Here is a 19,402-nt window from a genome sequence, read left to right on the forward strand (position 1 = left end):
AATTATCTTTTCATATTAATGGCTTTTTGTATCATCTGATCACTTGTAGTAATACTTTTTGAGCTTGCATCAAAAGCTTTTTGAGTTACGATAAGGTTTGAAAGCTCTGTGCTTAAATCAACATTTGATTGTTCTAAGAATCCGCCTTTAAATTTGGCTGTATTAACAACTTGACCATCTTTCATAATAAAGCTTGCATCACCGCTATTTGCCGTTGCTGCAAAAATATTATCTCCCATAGCAGCCAATCCTTGCTCATTGATAAAATTATATAAAGCAAGCTTTCCAACTATGGCATTTTTACCATTGCTAAATTGCGCAACAATACTTCCATCATCGGATATATTATATTGTTCAAAAAACCCTTCAGCTACACCATCTTGTTGTGTAACTACATTTTTTTCGACGCCTTCTTTAATATAAATCCCACTATAACCCGAACCAGGCTTGTTAGCATCATAAGGAGAACCTAAATCAATATTAATTGTTCCACCATTTGGATTTGCAATGCTTGTAATATTGTTTTGAAGCAAAGCACCATTTTTATCAAAAACCATATTTCCTTCAGTCGGGTTGCCTACGGCATTGCCATTAGAATCATAAATTTGTGCAATAGCTTTATATTGTATATTATCGCCTTCTTGCGGTAAAACTCTTTCAAGTGTAACCCTTAAAGTGCTTTTACTTCCATCTGCATTATAAATAGGGGATTCTAAAATATCTTTATTGGCTTTTTGTTGCTCTGTTGAAATTTGAGCTGTATCAAGCTTGATGCTATTTTCATCCAATCCTTTTAAATCAAGCTCGTTACTTTTAAAATTTAGATTTTCATCTAAAGTCGCTTCAAAGCTTGTTTTTACGCCATTATCATCAGTGAAATTTAAAATAATCCTATCACCCGCTTTAGCACTAAACACATCTTCTTTGCTAACACTACCACTAACTACATATTTTCCATCTTCAGTTTTTGTAATGTTAAATTTACTAGGATCAAGATCTACTTTAACTACTTCTGTTGTTGTGTTAGTATTTAAACTTCCACTCCATTTTACATTTTGAGTTACTTGAGGAGGTAAATACATATTCACAGGTACTTTAATAGCCCCTTGAGAAGCGGTTGTGCCTATACTGAAAGAATTATTTGAATTTACAGTAAAACCATTATTTACCGGAGTTCCTGTGTTAAGATAATCCCCCATAAGCCCAGCAACTCTATCGCTATAGTTAATACCAGTAAAAGCAGGATTCATTGTTCCTAAAACAAAATTTCCATAAGAATCTACCAAATATCCATTGGCATCTCTTCTAAATGATCCATTTCTAGTATAGTAAGCATTGCCATCAGCCCCTAAAACCCCAAAAAATCCTTTTCCTTGCAAAGCCACATCAAATTCGCCATCACTTGCAACAGGAGAACCCTGTTCGAAAACAACTTGAGAAGATGCTGCACCGCTACCATAACCACCTTGAGCAGGGTTGGTTGATTGGGTTGTTATGGTAGTATAAAAAATATCTTTAAATTGAGCATCAGAGTATTTAAAGCCCGTGGTATTGACATTTGCTATGTTATTAGCAGTGATATCAATACCAAAGCTATTGCTTTTTACTCCAGAAATCCCATTATAAAATGAATTCATCATGGCTTATGCCTTTTCCTCTTTGTCGCCATCTTCTGTAGATCCAGACCCAGAAGAATCTCCATCGCTTGAACCACCACTTGAGTCTCCACTTGAACCGCTTCCTCCAGTAGATGAAGATGAACCAAGCTTATAATCTGTTATTTCTTGTATTGCATCAAAAGGAACTTCTTGTCCAGCCATTTTTGCATAGGCAACACCATCTTTAAAAACAACACCTTCGATAGGATAAGTTCCGTAATTTGCAGTGATTTTTTCACCATTTTTATTATTATAAACCATTTTAACAGTGTACTCACCATCACCTGCATAAACCCCATCGTTATTTCTTCCTGGCCACTCCATAGTAAATAAACCTTGAGAAATAGATTTAGCATCGCTTTTTTCACTGAAAACAAGTTTATTATTGCTATCATAAATTTCTAGCGTAACACCGTTTTCATCAGAATCTTCAGGCAAATACATTTTAAGAGCAATAAGCTCATCTGCACCTGTAAGTTTGATTTTATTATCTGAAACAGTTGCCATTTTACCAATAGCCCCTAAAGCTGAAGTACTCATACTTGTACTAAAAGAATCAGAAAGCTTTTGCATAGTTTCAACCATTTTTTGCATAGTTGTATTGGTATTTTGCTGCATTTCAAGTGCGCTAAGCTGCGAAGTTTGAGTAAGCATTTTATCGCTATCCATAGGATCTGTTGGATCTTGATGTTGAAGCTCTATCAAAAGAAGTTTTAAAAACGCATCCTTATCTAAGGTAGCGTTTGGATTGCTTACTATTCCTGAGCTACTGCTTGAATCTGTTCTAGTTGTTCCACTAGTACTTCCTGAAGAAGTAGTACCTGAAGTTGTAGCAGTGGTATTTAAATTCCAATCCGATGATGATATCATTATAAACTCCTTTTTATTTAGTTTTTTATTATTTAAGCAATAAGTGTTCCAATTAAAAATACTTCGCTAAAACAAGCTCTAGATTGACTTTTTCACTTTCATTTTTTCCATCTAAAGCATCTTTAAAACCATATCCACTACGATTTTTTCCTTGATTTTGATTTTGCTCTCTTTTACCTTGATCACTAAAATTCATTTCAAGTCCAGTAAATCCCATATTTACAAGAGAATTTTTAAACTCGGCTTGATTTTGGATAAACAAATTCATTGCATTGGTATTGGAGTTGAAATTGATATGAAGGTTATTGCCTCTTTGTATCAAAGTTACCTCCACTTCTCCAAGATTATTAGGATTTAGAGTGATGCTAAGTTTAGTAATAGGCGCTTTATATTGATCTACAGCCTCTTTTAAATCTTGTGAAAAATGTTGCAAAGTCTCTTTAGGAGTGATATTGCGAGCATTGTTTTGTGTTACTTTATTTAAGTCTTTGACTAAAGAATTTAACTCATCTAAACTATTTTTATCTACATTTTCACTGTGCGTTTTTGTTTGCTCTTGAGTAAAAGTTTCTTTATTAGTAGTATTGTTATTAAAATTTGCATTATTCTCTTTGTTTTGAACTACTTGAGTTTTATTTAAATTTTCAAAATTTAATTTTTGATCAAAGAAATTTTGTTTTATATCTTTATTTTCTTTGTTGTTGTTTTTAGACTCTTTATTTAGATTAAAATCTTTTTGTGTTAAATTGGAAACTAAATTCTGAGTATCTTTAACAATTTCTTTATTTAAATTTTTATCAAGATTTAAATTTTGATCATTGTTCTTTAAATTTTTATTTTGATCTTGTATATTTTCTTGATTTAAATTGTTTTTTTCTTGATTTTTATTTAACTCTTTATTAAAATCTTTGTTTAAGTCTTTGCTTTCTTTATTTAAATTATCTTGGTTTTTTTGATCTTTTATATTTAACTCTTCTGTTAAATTTTTTGCAAACTCATCATTTTTGATATTTTTTAAAGTATTTTTAGCATCTGTGGTATCTTCTTCTATTTTTGATTTAACTTTATCGTTTTTTTCGTGTTTGCTTTCTTTGGATGAAAGTATGGAATCTAAATTTTTTAAAGTTTGAGAAAGCAAAGAACCGCTATCTTTAGAATTTGTTTTTTGCATAGAATGAGTGCTTGTAGTATGAGTTGTATTTTCTAAATTGTGATTTAAATTTTTACTCACATTGGAAATTTTATTATTGATGATTTCTTTAAAAACATTATCCACAGCACCCTTAAAAAAATCAGCCTTATCTAAATTTGGAAAAGTTGCTTTAAGATCAAGAAGACGATCTACTTTAATATTTTTTACATTTAAGCCCAGATCTTTAGCTATGTCCAAAAGCTCACTAAGATTTGATGCACCTTTTAAAGCATTAAAATTAGCCTCTGTTTTAATAAGACTTGAAAGTTGAGTAGAAAGATTTGCTAGTTTAACATCTGCTGTATCTGTTTTTAGCTTATCTAACAAAGAAAGAATTTGCATAAAAGAAGCAGATTCGAAAATGCTTATCTTATCGCTCTCATCAAAAGCTCCTTTTTGAAGTCTGCTCATCGCTTCATTAACAACTTCTTTTTGACTGATCTTCATATGATCAGGTAAAAATTCATTGGTTTCATTGATAGAATTAAGCAAAGAATTTAAAAAACTTTCCGTATCATCTTGAGTTGAATTTTTACTATCACTACTTTCATGTTCTTTATTTTTACTAGTTTTACTAAAAGAACTGCTAGTAGTAGAAGTTTTACTCGGCGTAAGATTTAAAACATCATTTTGCGGAGCTAAATTTGACATCACTTTTCCTTCAAAAAATTATTTTAAAAATTTATCTACCATTACATTAGGAAATTTTTCTTTCAAATAAGAATCTTCATATACTTTAATCATCTTATCTTCATTTAAAGCAGTTAAGATATTTAAAAGCTCTTCTAAATTTTTAGCATTTAAAATTTTCTCTAAATTTTCTTCATTTTCTAAAATTTCTGTAAGCTCACTTGAAATTCTTGCCATTTTTTCGTTTTCATCTGATCTAAAAGTTTCTAAAAGCTCTAAAACTTGAAGCAAAACTTCATTTTTTCTCTCAGCTAAATCGCTTTTAAATTCAATAAAAATCTCTTCATTTAATGGTTTTGACATTTTAACTTCCTTTTTAAAATTTTAATTTCACAAGTCTTTAAAGCAAGAAGTGTTCCAAGTTTTGATGCTTTGTAGTTTAAGTTAAATTTTTGTATAATCTAAGCTTTTAAAAATTTAGCTTTGGAGAAGAAAATTTGGAAAACATTAGAAATATAGCAGTTATAGCTCACGTTGACCATGGTAAAACCACTATGGTAGATGAATTATTAAAACAATCAGGCACCTTTAGCGAAAGAGAACAAATTTCAGAACGCGTTATGGATAGCAACGATATAGAAAAAGAACGTGGCATTACCATACTTTCAAAAAACACAGCGATCAATTACAAAGGTACAAAAATCAACATCATAGATACTCCAGGGCATGCTGATTTTGGCGGAGAAGTAGAACGCGTTTTAAAAATGATTGATGGAGTTTTGCTTTTGGTGGATGCTCAAGAAGGCGTTATGCCACAAACTAAATTCGTGGTTAAAAAAGCTTTATCTTTAGGGCTTAAACCTATAGTTGTAATCAACAAAATCGACAAACCAGCTGCTGATCCTGAAAGAGTGATCAATGAAATTTTTGATCTTTTTGTAGCCCTAGATGCAAACGATGAGCAACTTGACTTTGCCATAGTTTATGCTGCAGCAAAAAATGGTTATGCTAAGCTTGATCTAAACGATGAAAGTGATAATATGGAGCCACTTTTTAAAACCATACTTGAACGCGTTCCAGCACCAAGTGGCACAAATGACAATCCTTTACAACTTCAAGTTTTCACTTTAGGGTATGATAATTTTGTAGGTAAAATAGGCATTGCTAGAATTTTCAATGGGGTTGTGAAGAAAAACCAAAGCGTAATGCTTGCAAAAGCTGATGGCACCAAAGTAAATGGTAGAATTTCAAAACTCATTGGCTTTATGGGCTTAGAAAAAATGGATATTGAAGAAGCAGGAAGTGGAGATATCGTAGCTATAGCAGGTTTTGAAGCTTTAGATGTGGGTGATAGCGTTGTAGATCCAAACAATCCTATGCCACTTGATCCTTTGCACATTGAAGAGCCGACTTTAAGTATAGTATTTTCTGTAAATGATGGCCCATTAGCAGGAACTGAAGGAAAACATGTAACTTCAAATAAAATCGCTGAACGCTTAGAAGCTGAAATGAAAACTAATATCGCTATGAAATACGAAAGCACAGGCGAAGGCAAATTTAAAGTAAGCGGTAGGGGCGAACTTCAAATCACTATTTTAGCTGAAAATATGCGTCGTGAAGGTTTTGAGTTTTGTATGGGAAGACCTGAAGTTATCGTAAAGGTTGAAGATGGAGTTAAAACAGAACCTTTTGAACATTTAGTTATCGATGTGCCTGAAGAATTTAGCGGTGCGGTAATAGAAAAACTTGGCAAAAGAAAAGCTGAAATGAAAACCATGGCGCCAACGGGCGATGGACAAACAAGGCTTGAGTTTGAAATTCCAGCACGCGGACTTATAGGTTTTAGAAGTCAGTTTTTAACTGATACCAAAGGCGAAGGCGTGATGAATCATAGCTTTTTAGAATTCCGTCCTTTTAGCGGTGCGGTTGAAAAGCGTAATAATGGAGCGTTAATTTCTATGGAAAATGGCGTGGCTTTAGGGTATTCTTTGTTTAACCTTCAAGAGCGTGGAGTACTTTTCATAGAGCCTCAAACTAAAGTTTATACCGGTATGATTATAGGTGAGCACTCTCGTCCAAATGATTTAGATGTTAATCCTATCAAAGGAAAGAATCTTACCAATGTAAGAGCAAGTGGAAGCGATGATGCAATCAAACTTGTGCCACCTAGAAAATTAAGTCTTGAAAGAGCTTTAGAGTGGATAGAAGAAGATGAACTTGTAGAAGTTACACCTGTAAATGTGCGTGTTCGCAAACGCTATCTTGACCCAACTCAAAGAAAAAGAATGGAAAAAGCAAAATCTTAATGGATTTAAAAAGCTTAGAAAATAATAGACTTTATATACTTAAACGCTTAGGAATCTTAAAATTCCTAAGCATTATCGAAGCCTTACTTGTAGGTTTTTTAGCCTTTGTTTTTATAAGAGATGCCTTAATCGCAGTAATTTTAGCTGTTTTTGTAGGTGTTTTTTTCTTTCGTTTTACAGCCAAAAAACTAAAACTCGCACAAAAAGAATTACAAATTAATGCTTTAAATTTATTTTTACGTCGTTTTGGGGCAAAATTTAAAAAGCAAAGTTTAAGCCAAAAAGACTTTTTAAAATTAGGACTTACAAAGGATTTGAAAGAATTTAAAAGTCAAAACTGCTTTGAATTTAAGGATTTTAAAATTTATGATATTCAGTTTTTGGACGAAAATAAACGCTTTTTTTGCGGAATTTTGCTCGAAATTTTAAGTGCAAACAAAAATCCTAGCTTTGAAAATGAAGAGCAAATTTATATCAAACTTCAAGATAAAAATTTCACTTTAAATCATGTTTTTTCTAAAGAAAATCATTATCTTATTGCTACTTTAAGCAATCCTTTCTTTATAGATATAAAAAAAGATTTAGAAAGCAATTTCAAAGATTTAGAAGAAAATCTAAATTCTATAAAAAATAAATTATTTAAATAATTAATATAAAGTTAATATCATAAAATTTTAATAAATATTAATTATATACTTTAAATATATATTACTTTTAGTAACACTTTAAAATTTAATTTTATTTAAATTATTCTTATTATGCTTAATATTTAAGAAAAAATACACTAAAATCAATTTGAACTGCAAATAAAAAGGAGGAAAATCATGAAAAAACACATTTTATTGCTTGGTTTATGTCTTAGTTTGAGTCTTAGTGCTAAAAGCGTGAGTGATTACAAAGTAGGAGAAGAATTAAGCGACAAGGAAGGAGTAGAGTATTTTAAGGAACTTTCCAAAAGACCTGTGCAAGAATGGCCAAATAAAAATTTAAGCATCAATGATGTTCCAAAAGGTAAGCAAGGGGATTTAATCCGTTATGGCATAGAGCTTTTAAGCAAGACAGAAAGTACTCTAGGACCCTATAGCAAGCTAAAAAAGACAAGCAACGAAGTAAACTGTATTTCCTGTCACATGGACAATGACGGCAATGGTTTACCAGGGACAAAAAAATATGTTATTCCATTTTTAAATGTCCTAAACAATTATCCAAAACTTGATATAGAAACGATGAAAATCATCTCTGTTGAAGATAGAATTCGCGGAATGGGTGGAACTGACTCTCATAGATTTCCTAATGATTCTAAAGAAATGAAAGCAATTTTAGCTTATTTTAAATGGCTAAAAGAAGCTTATGGCATCAAAGACGGCGTAAAGCTTGAAGGAGATTTTTTCGCTAAGATGAATTTTCCAAATCGCCCAGCTGACCCTGTGCGTGGAAAAAAACTCTTTGAAGAAAATTGCGTTGCTTGCCATGGCGAAAGAGGACTTGGGGTAAAAAATGATAATTACGAACAAGGTAGCGGACATTTATATCCATCTTTACTTATCTATCCTGATGGTGGACACATGGCTATGATACCATTTTTAGCAAGATTTTTAAAATCAGCCATGCCTTTTGGTGCGAGTGCGGATAATCCTATATTAAGCGATGAAGATGCACTGGATATAGCAGCTTATGTCAATACAGGTTTTGTAAGAATGCCTATAACCACTACAGAAAATCGTGCAGGACTTGATACAGCTTATAGCAAATCCCCATCATTAAAACCTGAGTATTTTGCTTCACCACAACAAAATTTAGACCCTAAAGAATACATAAAAGTAAAATACGGACCTTGGAAAAATCCAAATCACTTCCCAGGAGAATGATTAATTTTGGGCTTAGCCCAAAATTAATCCTCATCTTTTGCTAAATTTTCAAGACTTTTAATCCCTTCTTCGCCTATCAAATTTCCACCTTGTAAGTCGCTAAATATCGCGTTTAAAGAACTCACTATGGCAGTGGAATTAAAACTTAGATTTTCTATAGCTCTTTCTCTTTTTTTCCATATATTTTGCAAAGCCCTTTTTTCAGCTTCTAACTCTTCTTTCATATTTTGGTAAGTTTTGAGTATAAAAGTGATTTGCGTGTTAAATTCCTTGGAATTTAAGTATTCGTATAAAATGTGATTTTTTTCATCTTTGTTTTGCAGGGCATTTTTGAGTTTATAAGCGTTTATAATGCTTTCTCTAAGCACTGCTAAAACACCTTTGAATTCATTAAAAGTACAGATCAAAATTCCTTCTTTAAAATGCGTTTTTTCTTTATCTTTTGGCATAGTTTTTGTAATCAAAACCGCTATATCACTTTTTGCAGCTATGCTGTCTAGTTTAAGTTTATCAAGCCATTCTTTGTTAAATTCTTTAGTGCGTTTGCTCTCATATAAAATACTTCCGCAAATATTTCCAAAATTATCCTTTACTATATGCAGACAATCGGCTCCATTTACGCCTTTTGGCACTTCTTTTACTTCATCGCTTAAATACTCACTTTGTATGTATTCTTCTATGAGTAGTTCGGCTGCTTCGCCTTGGAGTTGCTGTGAGCCTTGTTCTATCCTGCGTTGTGCGTCTTCTAGCTTTTGAGCTACACTTTTAAAATTCGTTTCTAGTTCTTTGTACTTAAGATCTTGTTCTTGAGTATTTTTTTGAAATTCAAGACGCATTTTTTCTCTTTCAAATTCCAAATTTTTGCTTTCTTGTTCTTTAAATTCTTTAAAAGCCTCTTCTTTGGCTTGAAATTTCAATCTTTCTTCATTTTCTTTTTGCTCTCTTTTTAGCCTTTCATTTTCAGCCTTTATGCTTAAAAACTCGCTAAGCTCTTTGCTTTTTTTCTCGAGTTCTTCTTGCATGATTTTCATTTCATTTTCATGCTCTTTGTTAAATTTCTCGCTGAATTCTTTTTGGAAATTTTGCTTTTGTATAAGAAGTTCTTGTTCAAATTTTTGCTTTTCTAAAAGAAGCTTTTGGCTTACTTGCTCGTTTATGAGTTTTTCTTGTTCTATCTTTTGAGTTTTTAAATCATTTAAAGCTTTGGTATATTCAGCTCTTTTAGCATTTACCTCATCATCAAATTCTTTTTTTTGTTTTAGCATTTCTTGCTTAGCTTTATCTAAAATTTGAGCATATAAAGCAGCGCTGATATCGATAAAACTTCCACAACTTGGGCATTTGATTTGTTCATTTTGGTTTAAATTTTGCATAAAATTTCCTTAGAATTTTTCCCTAAATTTAACATAGAAAAACAAAGATTATTCTAAGATTGACTTGTTAAAATCATTCTTTTAGAATAATTAGGATTACAAATGCAAAAACACACCAAAATTCACGGCTTTGCTAAATTTAAACTCATCGTTATCCTTGCTTTGATGTCAAGCATAGCACCACTTTCTACAGATATGTATTTGCCTGCACTTTCTCATGTGGAGCAAAGTTTTCAAACTAATTCTTTTTTAACCCAACTTAGTATCGCAAGTTTTTTTATCGCTTTTGCTTTAGGACAGCTTATATATGGGCCTTTAAGTGATATTTTTGGGCGTAAAATTCCAGCTTTGGTGGGGATATTTTTCTTCATCGTTTCGAGTTTGTTTTGTATGATTATCGATGATATTTATGCTTTTATCGCTTTGAGATTTTTTGAAGCACTTGGGGGTTGTGCAGGTGTGGTTATCGCAAGGGCTATTGTCAATGACTTGTTTGAGATCAAAGAAGCTGCAGGGATTTTTGCTTTGATGATGGTTTTTAGTTCTCTTGCTCCTATGCTTTCGCCAACTTTTGGGGGAATTTTGCTAGAGTATTTTTCATGGCATAGTATTTTTGCGACTTTGTTTGCTTTGGGAATTTTGCTTTTTTTGATGATACTTTTTGGTTTAAAAGAATCCGCACCTCATCTTAAAAACAAAAAATTTTCCCATCATGAAGCGATGAAAAGCTACAAATTTGTTTTAAGCGATAAACGCTTTTTAGTTTATATACTATGTGCTTCTTTTGCTTTGGCGGCGATGTTTGCTTATATCACAGGATCAAGCTTTGTTTTTACGCAGTTTTTTAGCTTAAGTGAGCAAAAATTTGCCTTGCTTTTTGGGGCAAATGCTTTAGGTTTTGTCATCTGTGCAAATATCAATGCGAGATTGGTTTTAAAATACGAAAGCGAAAAAATTTTGGCAAAAGCTTTGATGATAATGTTTATATCGACTGTGATTTTACTTGCAAATGCCTTTTTTCACCCAAATTTCTTGCTTTTTGAGCTTAGTATTTTTACAAGTATCGCTATGCTTGGTTTCATCGCACCCAATACCACGACTTTGGCTATGGCAAGGTTTAAAGAACATAGCGGAACTGCTTCTGCGGTGCTTGGAACGGTGCAATTTGGTTTTGCAGGACTTATTTCTTTTGTGGTTGGGGCTATTAACGCAAATACGCCGATAATCCTTGCTTTTGTAATGTGTGCTTGCGTATTGGTTGCAAATATGATATATTTTCTAATCAAAATAAAGGATAAAAAATGAAAACAAATAATATCTTTATGGCTTTAGCCATAGTTTTGGCGAGTTTGATTCTAGCTTTTGGATTTAACAAGGCTTTAAGTGATTTTAAAACTCTTGAAAGAAGTGTAAGTGTAAAGGGTTTAAGCCAAAAAGAAGTCGAAGCAGATACTTTGATACTTCCTATAAAATTCACAAGATCAAACAACAATCTTACAAATTTATACGAAGAACTAGAACAAGATAAAGAAAATATCATCAAATTTTTAAAAGAACAAGGCGTAAAAGAAGATGAGATCAGCTACAACTCGCCAAACATCATAGATCGTTTAAGCGATCCTTATGGCAACGACACTCAAGCTACATACCGATACATAGGCACTGCGAATTTACTCATCTATACGCAAAACGTAAAACTTGGAAAAAGCATACTAGAAAACATTTCAAGTCTTGCAAAATTTGGCATAGTAACGAAAATCGATAATTATGACATAGAATACCTTTACACCAAGCTAAATAAGATAAAACCGCAAATGATAGAAGAAGCAACGCTCAATGCTAGAAATGCAGCGATAAAATTCGCACAAGATTCAAACAGCCATCTAGGCAAGATAAAAAAGGCTTCTCAAGGACAATTTAGCATCAGCAACAGAGATAAAAACACACCTTACATCAAAACCATAAGAGTGGTTTCTACTATAGAATACTACTTAAAAGACTAATGATAAAATTTCAAGCTAAGCTTTAAGGCTTAGCTTGGCACTATGGAATTTTTTCGTGCGGTTTTTTGGAGCGAGAAAATACAAAGCAAAAGTATAATGCCATATAAAACACTAGTGGATTTTATGATGTTTTCTATAATCTTGTCTTGATTTATAGTCTTTAAAAGTTCTGTATATTTTTCTCCTAAAACTTCCTTAGCTATATTTGAATTTACATCGTTTAATTTTAAAAGATTTTCTTTATTTGCTATTATCGATGCCTTAGCTGAATTTAACTCTGTAAAAGAAATATTTTGATCTTTTAAATGGAGATTAAAATCATTCTGCAATATGCTTGCTAGATTTATAATAGCACTCGTATTTAAATCATTTAAACTTTTTTCAAATTGACTTTCATAAAGCTTATCTGATGAAAATACACCTGTAAAAGGATTTATAAAATTCGAACTTAAAATCCAAATAGACAAAAATGCAAGATATATGCATAATTTAAGTATAAAATTAATGAACTTAAATTTTGAAATGAATATAAATGCAAGATAGAATATATATATACCAATAATATAGCACAATAAATAAAAAAACCATTCTCTAAAATATGTAATATTGATAAAATTTAAAATTTTAATATAAACAATATAAAAAGTTATATATATTGTTAAAAATAAAATAGATTTTGTAAAAATACTTTTCTTATTTTTATATAAAAACATAATAATAGTTAAAAATACAAACAAACACAAATATATATAATCTATGATTTTAAATCTAAAAAAACTTTCAATAAATATAATATCTAAATACATATATACTTCTAACAATAGATAAAAAAACACTCCATATAAAGCAATCATCCCTATAGTAAAATTCAAAATTTTTAAAAAATCATTATGATGATCACTAGTATTTCTATACACATTCAACAAAACACAATTAAACCATATTAATATATTCTTAAATATATCAGTATTTTTTTCTCTTTCCTTAACATTTAGATTTATGTGATTTTCTTTCTCTTTCGCATAAAGTTCTAATTTATGCCATTCTTGAGCTTCTAAGGTATTATTTTGAGTGATTAAAACATCTTTTATGACTCTGAAAGAATCTTTTAAATGTTTGGCACATTTTAATTTACAATTATTATTACGCTGTTCTTCTGTTAATTCTTGCTTATTTTCATACGTCTCATCTTGATATTTATCTTTTATATATTGTTCCAATGATTTAAAATCTAGCTTATCTATATCGACATTGATTAAATTTACAGCTTTTGGTTCTTTAAAATAACAAGCACTGAAATTTGGAGCTTTATCAAATCTCACCCCATAAAAACTAGCTGTTTTTTCAAATTCACACTCGTGAAAATCAACATAATCTTTAAAGTGGGCATTGTTAAAATAAATATTATTGGTAATTTTAGAATTATGGAAATCAACCTTATTCTCAAAAATACAATCTTTAAATAATGTATTTTGTGCATTATTATAGTATTTATTATTAGGCAATGGTGCACCTGATACAAAATAACTGAAATCAACTTCATTTTTAAAGATACAATTTGAAAAATTAACTCCATTGTGAAATTCTTTATATTTATTATCTTTTAAAAAACGCAAAGATACTTTGGATTCAAATTCGCAATGAGAAAAATTTAATCTTTCTAAGCAATTACAATTTATATAAACTTCTTTCTTAAAAATACTTTTATAATTTTTCCCTTCATAACCATATCTATTTTTTAAATCCTCAAGAACATTTTTAGGAATAGCTTTGGAATCTCCTATAATTTGATAAGAAAAAAAACAAGCAGGAATAAAATTTTGCATAAATGAGAGCGCCTTTAGTGCTTCTTTATCTTTATTGTCTTTATTTTCTCCTATGAATGTATTTAATATCAATCCGAAATTAAAATGATAGATAATATTATTTTCATCTTCTATTTTATCTATAATTTTTACATCATTAAAAGTGTTTTTATTATTTTTTTCTAAAACTTCATAAATGATATATGGGTGCAATGGTTTAGCTAATCCTCCAGCATTTAATTTTTTCTTATATTCAAACTTAGCTAAATCTAAAGAAATAATTAAATTTTCATTTTCTAAACTTATTGTAAAAATACCGCTATTTGGTATTTCTAGTTCGATTTCACATGTATTTCTTTTCATTATTTCCCTTCTATGATTTTTATTTCTTCTTCGTTTAGGTTGTAAAGTTTATAAACCAAAGAATTGATTTTATTTTCTAACTCTTGGGTGTTTGCGTTTTTGTCTTGCTCTTTGGCTTTTAAAATTTCATCGACTAAATTTATAAGCTCATCGACTATGTTTTGATTTTTAGAATTTATTTTTGGTATAGGGAGTTTTTCTATATTGTATTTATAATTTCTAAATGCTCCTGTATTACCTAATGGTGTTTGGATATCGGCAAGATAATATGTAATTGGCTTTGAATTTAGGATTCCCAATAAATAACGATTACTTGTGGAAAAAAAATAGTTTGTATCTTGCAATAGCATATCTTTTGGAATAAATGAATGTTCTATATATCCAACACTAGCCCACACTATCTTTTCCCTTTCAAATTCTTGATAATAATTTGCTCCCCATCTTTGCAAACAATACCATTCATAACGAATTCCTGTTTCTTCTTTATTTCTTTTAGATAATCTTTCTTTATGAGATAACAAGTGCTTATATAAGCTCGGATATTGTTCTTTTAAATCTTGTTCATTTTCTAGCATTGTCTTTGGTTTTTCAACATTTGGAAAATGCCAAGGTATAAATATCACCCAAAGTCCCGCCCACTCGTAACTATATCTTTTTATATCGCGTCCGCGTAGCATTTTGCGTATGAGTTTGGCGGTGCGTTCTTTTTCGGCTTCATCTTTGCAATTTGCTAAAATTTCATTTCTTTTTTCAGTGGTGATGATAAAGGCTTCATTATAGCCTGTTAAAATTCCACGATATATATTAAGTCCTTGCCATTCTTTAAGCGGAGTTCCTATGCGTTCTATCTTAGCCTTTAAGGCACTAGTATTCTCATCGCTAAAAGTGAAGCTTTCTTTGCTTAAAGAATTTTGCGAAAATTCTGCAAAGTCCTTATATAAGCCAATGTTATAAGCACAAGTTTTTAAAATTTCATTGCTTAGGGCAAGGTATTTGAATTTATTATCTTTGCTTTTTGATTTTTCAAAACAAAGTATGGAAGTATCCACTGTAGCACTATCAAAAACTTTTATGCCGTTTAAATCAGTGTATTCTAAAAACTTAACATTTTTAAGCAAAAATTCACGCAAAGCTTCCCCATATCCTGCACGCGTGTATTTGTTAGAAGTGATATAGCTCAATACCCCCCCCCCTATCTTTTAAAACATTAAATCCTAGTTCATAAAAATAAGTATAAATATCGCTCGTGCCTTTATAAACCTTATAATTTTTAGCTAAATGGGACTTGAGTTCTTTAAGCTCCTCTTGTCTTATATAAGGTGGATTGCCGATGATGAGATCAAAGCCTTTGAAATTTCCATCATCGTCCAAAATTTCAGGGAATTCAAAACGCCATTCAAAAGGATGATTGCTTTCTAGGTTGAAGATATTGTCGTATTCTTTTTTAAGATTTGCAAATTCTTTTGTGGCTTCTTTTTCATCAAAGTCAAAAAGAGTCAAATTCGCACTAACAAAGAATTTCAAATTTTCATCATCTACGGCTAAGAAATTTCCGTATTTTTTAGAGTATTTTTCACATTTATCATTAAAGCTTTTCATTTCTTTTTTAAATTTATCTGCAAAGCAGAAATTTTTAAAAGAAATTTTGAGATTTTTTATCTCTTGGTTGATATGGCTTTTATCTGTGTAAAAGCCTTCTTTATAGTCTTTTACTATGCGTTTGTATTTGTTAATGCGTTCTTTGATGTTAGGATAGTGGTTTAGGCTTTTGCCTGTTTCAAAGTAAGATACTAAAGAATTTCCGCATTTTATGTTTATATCGATGTTTGGTAATGTTTTAAGATCGTGATAATTCTCATCATCAAAGCTTTGATAAAAACTATGTTTTAAAAGCTCTATCCAAAGCCTTAGCTTGGTGATCTCGCATGAGTTAGGGTTGATATCGACTCCAAAAAGGTTGTTTTCTATGATGTCTTTTTTAGTGTGAAAAAGTTCTTGCTGGATAAGATGGGCTTTATCTTTAGGCGTACTTGGGCGTTTATACTCTATAAACTCGCCTTTTCTACCCGTGATGAGAATTTCATCGTTTTGCACTTCTAGATAAAATTCTTCATCAAAAAGATTTAGCTCATCATAAATGCTTAACATAACATTTAAAGCAGAAACCAAAAAATGCCCGCTTCCCACCGCAGGATCGCAAATTTTTATGGAATTTAAAAGCTCTTTTTGTGCTTTTTTATCTTCTTTTCTTAAAGACTTTCTTAGTTCGCTTATATCTTTAGCATTAAGATCAAATTGAGCGTTGAATTTATCAAGCACAACTTTTGTGATACTTTCTTTACACATATAAGAAGTGATAAAGCTTGGCGTGTAAAAGCTTCCTTCTTTGTAGCCATTGAGTTTTTCAAACACATTTCCTAAAACACTTGAACTTATGAGTTCTTTTTGGCTTAAAATTTCGCTTTGCTCATCATCGCTACCAAAATCAAAGCTATCCAAAAATTCAAACAAGTATTCTAAAAGCCCCACTTGTCCTTTTTTAGCTTTACATTTATCATCTTTTAGCACAGTGTTTTTATAGTAAAAAAGCTTTAAGTCATTGCTTAAGCTTGAAATTTCAAGTGTGTTTTCTATGCTTTGTTTTTCAAACAAAGAAGAATTTAGATAAGGCAGATAGGCAAATTCGCTTTTCTTTCTCGTGCTTTTTTCTTTGGCTAAAACTTCAAAGAAAAGTTCGCTAAGCTTGTCAAAATCAGGGATTTTTTTGAAATTTAAAAATTTCAAATTTTTATCATCATTAAAACGCACCAAATTTGACTCTATAAGCTTTAAAAACAAAATGCGATTAAGCCATAAGATCAAAAGTTTTAAGATGGTTTCAAAATTTTCTTCTTTAAGCTTAGAGTTTATAGCGGTGTAGAAAGTGCCTTGCTCTTCTTTACTTTCTTCACTTTTTGCGATGATGAGTTTTGAGTTTTGTTTGCTCTCACAAAGCCCTAAGATATATAAAAGCTCTTTGTAAAAAGCGTTGTTGAGTGAATTTGCATCGTTGGGGTTAAACTCACTTAGCAAAAAGTCTCTATGAAAAGTTTTATAAATACTTGCTAGGTTTTTAAAATTTGATTTCTGTTTATCTTTTAAAAACGTCAAGTCAATCAAAAAGCCTTTTAAGTTTTCTTTGGAATTTTCTATGAGTTTGGCTACTTCTTTATAGAATTCTTCAGTATTGCCTTTGAAAAGTGAATTTGGATTACAAAATTCTTCAAAAAGTTTTTTAAAACTTGGATTTTTATAAAAAAGCTCTTCAAACTCACTAATTTTAAAAATGTAAAATTTATAAAAATCTGTGATGATAATAAATTTTAAGCTAAAACTATACTCTCTATTTCTAAAATAATATAAAATAGTCTCGTGTAAGGCTTTAGAATTTACCTTTGTATGAGTGATAAATTCTTTTGAATTTGGCTTTTTAGCCTCAATAAGAACTTCTAAGTCTTTACTAAACTCATCTTTAGAGATGGATAAGTCAATCTCACTTTTGCCTTTTTGCTTGGTTTTGATGTGGGTTTTGAAATTTAACATGGTTAAAAATGGACTAAGTGCATTAGCTACAAGATAATCTTCATTTTCACTTTGCGAACTTTCAAGTCTTTCTAGATATTGCATTAAAGCCTTGCTAAATATATCAAATTCATTTTGCATGATTTGCTTTTTGCGGTAGTATGGGTTGAAAAAATCTTTTTCATTTAGCAAAGTGAAATGCATTTTTAACCTTTATAAAAAATATTTTGTATTTTATCAAATTTTACTTTTATATAAAATTTTTTAAGAATTTAATATATCATTAATACCTTTATATGCTTCCTGTATAGGTTTTTTAATAAAAAAATCATTTAAAATTTGAATAAAATCTTTTTTAGAATTTTGATTTTCAATTAACCAATAAATAAAAGCGTATTCTCCTTCTAATTTTTCATTGTTTATTAATTTATCACAATAATAGTGATTTTGATATTTTCTAACATTTTCTTCTTTTACATCTTTAAATAATTTTAAACATTCTTTATATTTTTCATTTTCTATATCTTCTTCATCATCATTTGAAATTTCAAATGTCAAACCAATAATATCATAGTAATTTTTTTTAAAATAAATATATAGACATGGATATATGCTTTCATTCTTATAATCAATAGGATAAAATATAAACACACCATGATTAACACGATTTTCTTCTATTTTATTGCCGATAAAAGTTATATCACCTATTTTAATTTCCTTGTGTTCAAAACTATCAAAAAATTCTTCTATTATATATTCGCAGATGTTGCTCCATTTATGCTGGATAATATCTTTAGCTTTCTTATAGTTTTCTTCATTTAAATTTTTAAGCTCTGATTTATTTTTGTTATATCTATATAAAATCATCGCATTTTTTAAATTTTGCATTTTTATATTGTTTTGAAAAATAAATTCTAGTACATCATCTCTTTGAGTATACTCATCTGTCATATACCATTGTAAAATACTTTTGTATTGATTTAGAGTAAAAATAATGTTTTGTATATCAAGAATAAATTTTTGATCTTTGATTGATTTTTCTTCATATATTTTTATACACTCATCAATCCATTCCTTAATCCATATATAATCCATCTTCAAATAATAGCTAACATTATTTTCATTTTTATCTTTAATCAAATTTGTCTTTATTGTAAAATTTCCCAAACTATAATCACTAGGACTAGCACACTCATCTTGATGCAAATATATAGTCAATATGTTTTTATAACAATCTTTTATATTTTTGATATTTTTTCTTACAAAATTAATATAATCTTTCAATTGATTTTTTTGATCTTTTGCATAAATTTTATTTTCTATTATAATATATCTTTTATCACTTAATGTTATTAAAATATCTATCCTTCTATTATCTTTTATGCAGGCTTCTGTTTCTACGCTTTTTATATCTTCTATGTTTAAATTTTCAAATTTCGTATTTACTAAACTCTTACCAAGTTTTTCTAAAAATACCTTTGCAAAATTTTTTTGATAATGATCCTTATTTATATCAATTAAATAAGCTATAAATTTAGAATGATAATTTTCTTTTGTTTCAATATTCAAAGCATCAAATATATTTATATCACTCAAACCATTATTCACATCTTTTTCAAATTTAATATCTTCTTCAAGCAACCTTTCAATAAATTTTTCCATGTATCACTTTCCAAATTTTATACAATTTTACATGTAAATAAATTTTTAATTACAAACTAAAAAAACTGATTATTAATTTTATAGGCAAGTTAAGTAGAATTAACAAGTCCG

General features: G+C 29.9%; 12 protein-coding genes and 1 pseudogene. 5 read left to right on the forward strand and 8 right to left on the reverse strand.

Features of this window, described 5'->3' with window-relative positions; all coding sequences use genetic code 11:
• Positions 1-2 precede the first annotated feature (2 nt).
• Genes FBF15_RS08835 through FBF15_RS08850 form a run of 4 tightly spaced genes read right to left on the reverse strand, consistent with a single transcriptional unit; the run spans position 3 to position 4,713 of the window.
• Positions 3-1,640, reverse strand: a complete 1,638-nt coding sequence (locus FBF15_RS08835; RefSeq protein ID WP_052776160.1) for a flagellar hook protein FlgE — start codon at positions 1,638-1,640, stop codon at positions 3-5.
• A 3-nt stretch (positions 1,641-1,643) separates the two neighbouring features.
• The gene (locus FBF15_RS08840; RefSeq protein WP_002805290.1) at positions 1,644-2,528 is read right to left on the reverse strand and encodes a flagellar basal body rod modification protein; all 885 of its coding nucleotides are present in this window, start codon (positions 2,526-2,528) and stop codon (positions 1,644-1,646) included.
• 52 nt (positions 2,529-2,580) lie between these two features.
• Positions 2,581-4,374, reverse strand: coding sequence for a flagellar hook-length control protein FliK (locus tag FBF15_RS08845; protein WP_072233161.1), 1,794 nt, complete (start codon positions 4,372-4,374; stop codon positions 2,581-2,583).
• Positions 4,375-4,389: 15 nt separating this feature from the next.
• Positions 4,390-4,713, reverse strand: coding sequence for a hypothetical protein (locus tag FBF15_RS08850; protein WP_038816826.1), 324 nt, complete (start codon positions 4,711-4,713; stop codon positions 4,390-4,392).
• Between the two features lie 134 nt (positions 4,714-4,847).
• Here FBF15_RS08850 and typA point away from each other — a divergent pair, with 134 nt between their 5' ends.
• The 3 genes from typA (at position 4,848) to FBF15_RS08865 (ending at position 8,524) form a co-directional block, all read left to right on the forward strand.
• Positions 4,848-6,656 (forward strand): translational GTPase TypA, encoded by a 1,809-nt coding sequence (gene typA / locus FBF15_RS08855; protein WP_002799607.1) that lies wholly within the window; start codon positions 4,848-4,850, stop codon positions 6,654-6,656.
• Complete coding sequence (locus FBF15_RS08860) at positions 6,656-7,303, forward strand: hypothetical protein (protein ID WP_002866317.1); 648 nt, start codon at positions 6,656-6,658, stop codon at positions 7,301-7,303. The genes typA and FBF15_RS08860 overlap by 1 nt, the downstream gene beginning before the upstream one ends.
• A 177-nt stretch (positions 7,304-7,480) precedes the next feature.
• Positions 7,481-8,524 carry a c-type cytochrome gene (locus tag FBF15_RS08865; RefSeq protein WP_002859743.1) on the forward strand — a complete coding sequence of 348 codons (1,044 nt, stop codon included), beginning with the start codon at positions 7,481-7,483 and terminating at the stop codon, positions 8,522-8,524.
• Between the two features lie 23 nt (positions 8,525-8,547).
• On the opposite strand, the gene FBF15_RS08870 is transcribed toward FBF15_RS08865, so the two are convergent.
• Positions 8,548-9,897, reverse strand: a complete 1,350-nt coding sequence (locus tag FBF15_RS08870) for a DUF2130 domain-containing protein (RefSeq protein WP_002913269.1) — start codon at positions 9,895-9,897, stop codon at positions 8,548-8,550.
• 102 nt (positions 9,898-9,999) lie between these two features.
• On the opposite strand from FBF15_RS08870, the gene FBF15_RS08875 reads away from it, so the two are divergent.
• Positions 10,000-11,202, forward strand: coding sequence for a multidrug effflux MFS transporter (locus FBF15_RS08875; RefSeq protein ID WP_038816983.1), 1,203 nt, complete (start codon positions 10,000-10,002; stop codon positions 11,200-11,202).
• Positions 11,199-11,900, forward strand: coding sequence for an SIMPL domain-containing protein (locus FBF15_RS08880; RefSeq protein ID WP_165434636.1), 702 nt, complete (start codon positions 11,199-11,201; stop codon positions 11,898-11,900). The genes FBF15_RS08875 and FBF15_RS08880 overlap by 4 nt, the downstream gene beginning before the upstream one ends.
• Positions 11,901-11,929: 29 nt before the next feature.
• Here FBF15_RS08880 and FBF15_RS08885 read toward each other — a convergent pair whose 3' ends face one another.
• The 3 genes and pseudogenes from FBF15_RS08885 to FBF15_RS08895 all read right to left on the reverse strand — a co-directional run bounded on the left by FBF15_RS08885 (position 11,930) and on the right by FBF15_RS08895 (position 19,291).
• Entirely contained in the window at positions 11,930-14,068 is a 2,139-nt protein-coding gene (locus FBF15_RS08885; RefSeq protein ID WP_002831381.1) for a pentapeptide repeat-containing protein, read from the reverse strand.
• Positions 14,068-17,833, reverse strand: a pseudogene (locus tag FBF15_RS08890) (class I SAM-dependent DNA methyltransferase). Before FBF15_RS08890 ends, FBF15_RS08885 begins: the two are co-directional and overlap by 1 nt.
• 60 nt (positions 17,834-17,893) lie before the next feature.
• Entirely contained in the window at positions 17,894-19,291 is a 1,398-nt protein-coding gene (locus tag FBF15_RS08895; RefSeq protein ID WP_002865703.1) for a PD-(D/E)XK nuclease family protein, read from the reverse strand.
• Positions 19,292-19,402 lie beyond the last annotated feature (111 nt).

The sequence above is a fragment of the Campylobacter sp. CFSAN093233 genome, from assembly GCF_011068165.1.
Lineage (GTDB): Bacteria > Campylobacterota > Campylobacteria > Campylobacterales > Campylobacteraceae > Campylobacter_D > Campylobacter_D jejuni.

Excerpts from the sequence above, each read along its gene's own strand:
- FBF15_RS08835 (WP_052776160.1), bottom strand. The coding sequence starts at position 1,640 with ATGATGAATTCATTTTATAATGGGATTTCTGGAGTAAAAAGCAATAGC.
- FBF15_RS08840 (WP_002805290.1), bottom strand. The coding sequence starts at position 2,528 with ATGATATCATCATCGGATTGGAATTTAAATACCACTGCTACAACTTCA.
- FBF15_RS08850 (WP_038816826.1), bottom strand. The coding sequence starts at position 4,713 with ATGTCAAAACCATTAAATGAAGAGATTTTTATTGAATTTAAAAGCGAT.
- FBF15_RS08860 (WP_002866317.1), top strand. The coding sequence starts at position 6,656 with ATGGATTTAAAAAGCTTAGAAAATAATAGACTTTATATACTTAAACGC.
- FBF15_RS08865 (WP_002859743.1), top strand. The coding sequence starts at position 7,481 with ATGAAAAAACACATTTTATTGCTTGGTTTATGTCTTAGTTTGAGTCTT.
- FBF15_RS08870 (WP_002913269.1), bottom strand. The coding sequence starts at position 9,897 with ATGCAAAATTTAAACCAAAATGAACAAATCAAATGCCCAAGTTGTGGA.
- FBF15_RS08875 (WP_038816983.1), top strand. The coding sequence starts at position 10,000 with ATGCAAAAACACACCAAAATTCACGGCTTTGCTAAATTTAAACTCATC.
- FBF15_RS08880 (WP_165434636.1), top strand. The coding sequence starts at position 11,199 with ATGAAAACAAATAATATCTTTATGGCTTTAGCCATAGTTTTGGCGAGT.
- FBF15_RS08885 (WP_002831381.1), bottom strand. The coding sequence starts at position 14,068 with ATGAAAAGAAATACATGTGAAATCGAACTAGAAATACCAAATAGCGGT.
- FBF15_RS08895 (WP_002865703.1), bottom strand. The coding sequence starts at position 19,291 with ATGGAAAAATTTATTGAAAGGTTGCTTGAAGAAGATATTAAATTTGAA.